This window comes from Citrobacter sp. wls757 (assembly GCF_005280935.1).
GTDB lineage: Bacteria > Pseudomonadota > Gammaproteobacteria > Enterobacterales > Enterobacteriaceae > Citrobacter > Citrobacter portucalensis.
This window is the reverse complement of the sequence record NZ_SZWU01000015.1, coordinates 167940-172741: the sequence shown is the minus strand read 5'-3', so window position 1 is coordinate 172741 and position 4802 is coordinate 167940. Positions and strand designations below refer to the sequence as shown.

Here is a 4802-nt window from a genome sequence, read left to right as displayed (position 1 = left end):
CTGGCAAGCCCGAAATGGCCTGCCAGCCCTGTTTTTATTAATGCTCTTTGCGCGAGGTCACTATTTTGCCGTCACAACCTGCATTCCAGAGGGTTCATTTTGCAACGCAAGAGTCAGAACTTCCTCAATACGTTTCACCGGGTGAATATTAAGATCGGCAATTACGTTGTCCGGAATCTCTTCCAGGTCACGTTTGTTCTCATCGGGAATTAAGACCGTCTTAATGCCGCCACGGTGTGCCGCCAGCAGTTTTTCTTTCAAACCACCGATAGGCAGAACCTGACCACGCAGGGTGATCTCACCCGTCATCGCCACGTCGGCGCGAACTGGGTTACCGGTAAGACAAGAAACCAGCGCAGTACACATAGCAATACCCGCACTTGGACCGTCTTTCGGCGTAGCCCCTTCAGGTACGTGAACGTGGATGTCGCGTTTTTCGTAAAAGTCCGGGTTAATACCCAGTTTTTCCGCACGCGCGCGCACCACGGTCAGCGCAGCCTGAATCGACTCCTGCATGACTTCACCCAGAGAACCGGTGTAGGTCAACTTACCTTTACCCGGTACGCAGGCGGTTTCGATAGTCAGCAGATCGCCGCCAACTTCCGTCCACGCCAGCCCCGTCACCTGACCAACGCGGTTTTCGTTGTCCGCGCGGCCATAGTCAAAGCGCTGTACACCCAGATAATCGTGCAGGTTGTCGCCATTGATCTCAATATGTTTCAGCGATTTATCCAGCAGCAGCTGTTTCACCGCTTTACGGCACAGTTTAGAGATTTCACGTTCCAGACTACGTACGCCTGCTTCACGGGTGTAGTAACGAATAATGCCCACAATGGCGCTATCGTCGACCGTCAGCTCACCTTTTTTCAGCGCATTACGCTCAATCTGTTTCGGCAACAGGTGACGTTTGGCAATGTTCAGCTTTTCGTCTTCGGTATAACCGGACAGACGGATCACTTCCATACGATCCAGCAACGGTGCCGGAATATTCATGGAGTTAGAAGTCGCAACAAACATTACGTCGCTGAGATCGTAGTCCACTTCCAGGTAGTGATCGCTGAACGCCACGTTCTGCTCTGGATCCAGCACTTCAAGTAGTGCGGAAGCCGGATCGCCACGCATGTCGGAAGACATTTTGTCGATCTCATCAAGCAGGAACAGCGGGTTTTTAACGCCCACTTTGGCCATTTTCTGGATCAGTTTACCCGGCATAGAACCGATATAGGTCCGGCGGTGACCACGAATTTCGGCTTCATCACGCACGCCGCCCAGCGCCATACGGATGTATTTACGCCCAGTTGCCTTAGCGATGGACTGCCCCAGAGAGGTTTTACCTACCCCCGGCGGTCCAACCAGACACAGGATCGGCCCCTTGATTTTATTTACACGGCTTTGAACCGCGAGATACTCAAGGATACGGTCTTTGACGCGCTCCAGACCATAATGGTCGGTATCGAGGATTTCCTGCGCCTGACGCAGGTCTTTTTTGACCTTGCTACGCGCATTCCACGGCACCTGTACCATCCAGTCGATGTAGCCACGCACCACGGTCGCTTCCGCCGACATAGGAGACATCATTTTCAGCTTCTGCAGTTCTGCTTCCGCTTTCTCTTTTGCCTCTTTCGGCATTTTCGCCGCGTCGATTTTACGCTTCAACGCTTCGTTTTCGTCCGGTGCATCGTCCATCTCACCGAGTTCTTTCTGAATAGCTTTCATCTGCTCGTTCAGATAGTACTCGCGCTGAGATTTTTCCATCTGCTTTTTCACACGGTTGCGAATGCGTTTCTCAACCTGCAGCAGATCGATTTCAGATTCCATCATCGCCATCAGATATTCCAGACGTTCGTTAACGTCGGACATCTCCAGCACGGACTGCTTGTCAGCCAGCTTCAGCGGCATGTGTGCAGCGATGGTATCCGCCAGACGTGCAGGATCGTCAATGCTGTTCAGCGACGTCAGCACTTCTGGTGGGATTTTCTTGTTCAGCTTGATATAGCCTTCGAACTGGCTGATAGCGGTACGCACCAGCACTTCCTGTTCGCGCTCATCAATAGCAGGCGAGTCAAGGTACTCTGCTTTCGCAGAGAAATGCTCGCCGTTGTCAGACAGCGCAGAAATACGCGCACGCTGTAAACCCTCGACCAGCACTTTTACGGTGCCGTCAGGCAGTTTCAGCATCTGCAAAATAGAGGCCACGGTCCCGACGGTGAAAAGATCGTTTACACCCGGCTCATCCGTTGACGCTTCTTTCTGTGCGACCAGCATGATTTTTTTATCATGGTCCATAGCCGCTTCCAGACAACGGATAGATTTTTCCCGCCCTACAAATAAGGGTATGACCATGTGCGGATAAACCACCACATCGCGCAACGGCAATACGGGGATTTCAATGCGTTCAGAACGCTCAGGATTCATAGAGCTCTCTCTTAGTTTAGTTTCCGCCAGGTAATCAGGTGGTACGACTGTGCTTCACACCACCTTTAACATGTATGTCAGTATATGGGGATGTTTCCCACACATTCAACGCCATGTTTACGGAAAAATAAAAGGGGAGATAAAATCCCCCCTTTTTAATTAAATGTCTGTATGAATTGATGAATTATTCGCCAGATGCCTGCTGCGCTTCCGGCTTACCGTAAATCAGCAATGGCTTGCTCTGACCGCCAATCACCGACTCATCGATCACCACTTTTTCGACGTCTTCCATAGAAGGCAGATCGTACATGGTGTCGAGCAGCGCGGCTTCGACGATAGAACGCAGACCACGAGCACCGGTTTTACGCGCCATCGCTTTCTTAGCGATCGCATCCAGCGCTTCTTCACGGAATTCCAGATCGACACCTTCAAGATTGAACAGCGCCTGGTACTGCTTGGTCAGGGCATTTTTCGGCTCTTTGAGGATCTGGATCAACGCTTCTTCGCTCAGCTCGCTCAGCGTTGCCACAACCGGCAGACGACCGATGAACTCAGGGATCAGACCAAATTTGATCAGATCTTCCGGTTCGACCTGCGACAGCAGTTCACCTTCGCTGGCTTTATCAGACTGTGCTTTTACCGTTGCGCCAAAACCAATGCCGGAGCCGGTTTCAACACGGTTAGCAATGACTTTATCCAGACCGGCAAATGCACCACCGCAGATAAACAGGATCTTGGAGGTATCAACCTGCAGGAATTCCTGCTGAGGATGTTTACGACCACCCTGTGGCGGAACGGCAGCAACCGTCCCTTCGATCAGTTTCAACAGCGCCTGCTGTACACCTTCGCCGGAAACGTCACGGGTAATAGATGGGTTATCAGACTTACGAGAAATCTTGTCGATCTCATCGATATAGACGATCCCACGCTGTGCTTTCTGCACGTCGTAATCGCACTTCTGCAACAGTTTCTGAATAATATTTTCAACATCTTCACCCACATAACCGGCTTCGGTCAGCGTGGTGGCATCAGCCATGGTGAACGGAACGTCCAGCAGGCGCGCCAGCGTTTCAGCCAGCAGCGTTTTACCGGAACCCGTCGGGCCAATCAGCAGGATGTTACTTTTGCCCAACTCGACGCCATTGCTGGTGTCGCCGTTGCGCAGACGTTTGTAATGGTTGTATACCGCGACCGCCAGCACTTTCTTCGCCTGCTCCTGACCGATAACGTAATCGTCCAGGTGGTTGCGAATTTCATGTGGCGTCGGCAGCGCACTGCGTTCACGGTGCGGTGCTACTTCCTTAATCTCTTCGCGAATGATGTCGTTGCATAAATCAACACATTCGTCGCAGATATACACGGATGGACCGGCAATCAGCTTACGCACTTCATGCTGGCTTTTGCCGCAAAAAGAGCAGTACAACAATTTGCCCGAGCCATCTTTGCGTTTATCTGTCATGGGTCAAAACCTCTTCTTTGTTCTTTGTGCCGCACACGACGACGCAAATGCCATTCTCAGGCGCAAGACGCTAGTCAGCGTTGTGCCGCTCCAGGTAATTATAGCGGCACACCTGCGCACTGGGCATTAATTACGATGGGTCAAAATCGAGTCGACCAGACCGTACTCTACCGCTTCAGAAGCGGAGAGGAAGCGATCGCGCTCGGTATCACGTTCAATCTGCTCAAGAGATTGACCCGTATGATGCGCCATAAGTTCGTTCATGCGCCCTTTTACCTTCAGGATTTCACGGGCATGAATTTCAATATCCGTTGCCTGGCCCTGGTAACCGCCCAGAGGCTGGTGGATCATGACGCGAGAGTTAGGCAGGCAAAAACGTTTGCCTTTCGCCCCGGCGGTCAGCAGGAACGCACCCATTGAGGCCGCCTGGCCCATACAAATGGTGCTGACGTCCGGCTTAATAAACTGCATGGTGTCATAGATAGACATCCCGGCAGTGATCACTCCACCAGGGGAGTTGATGTACAGGTAGATATCTTTTTCTGGGTTTTCTGCTTCCAGGAACAGCATCTGCGCCACGATCAGGTTAGCCATATGGTCTTCGACCTGGCCGGTCAGAAAAATGACGCGTTCCTTAAGTAGACGAGAATAGATATCAAAAGAGCGCTCACCACGTGAGGTCTGTTCAATGACCATCGGCACCAGCGCCATATGGGGTGCAAAGTTATCTCGTTCGCCGCTGTATGACATTTCCGTCTCCTGGATAAAATTTGAAAAAACCTGCTGTGCTGATTGTAACCTTATGGACGGATTATCAGCTAGTCCCTCAGTAATGGGTACGACATCGCCATAATTCAAGCATAACAATCTTTTGTTGTAACGCTAACACTGAAACGCTGTTTTCGCACTCTTCCCATGCAAAATGCGT

General features: G+C 51.4%; 3 protein-coding genes. All 3 read right to left on the bottom strand.

From position 1 onward, the window contains the following. Positions 1 to 60: 60 nt before the first annotated feature. The 3 genes from lon to clpP all read right to left on the bottom strand — a co-directional run bounded on the left by lon (position 61) and on the right by clpP (position 4624). Positions 61 to 2415, bottom strand: coding sequence for an endopeptidase La (gene lon / locus FDW94_RS02640; RefSeq protein WP_003831014.1), 2355 nt, complete (start codon positions 2413 to 2415; stop codon positions 61 to 63). A gap of 184 nt (positions 2416 to 2599) precedes the next feature. Continuing rightward, a complete protein-coding gene (gene clpX, locus FDW94_RS02635) occupies positions 2600 to 3874 on the bottom strand; it encodes an ATP-dependent protease ATP-binding subunit ClpX (protein WP_003831013.1) in 1275 nt (424 codons plus the stop codon). 126 nt (positions 3875 to 4000) lie between these two features. Next, positions 4001 to 4624, bottom strand: coding sequence for an ATP-dependent Clp endopeptidase proteolytic subunit ClpP (clpP, locus tag FDW94_RS02630; protein WP_003021624.1), 624 nt, complete (start codon positions 4622 to 4624; stop codon positions 4001 to 4003). Positions 4625 to 4802: the final 178 nt, after the last annotated feature.

Excerpts from the sequence above, each read along its gene's own strand:
- clpP (WP_003021624.1), bottom strand. The coding sequence starts at position 4,624 with ATGTCATACAGCGGCGAACGAGATAACTTTGCACCCCATATGGCGCTG.
- clpX (WP_003831013.1), bottom strand. The coding sequence starts at position 3,874 with ATGACAGATAAACGCAAAGATGGCTCGGGCAAATTGTTGTACTGCTCT.
- lon (WP_003831014.1), bottom strand. The coding sequence starts at position 2,415 with ATGAATCCTGAGCGTTCTGAACGCATTGAAATCCCCGTATTGCCGTTG.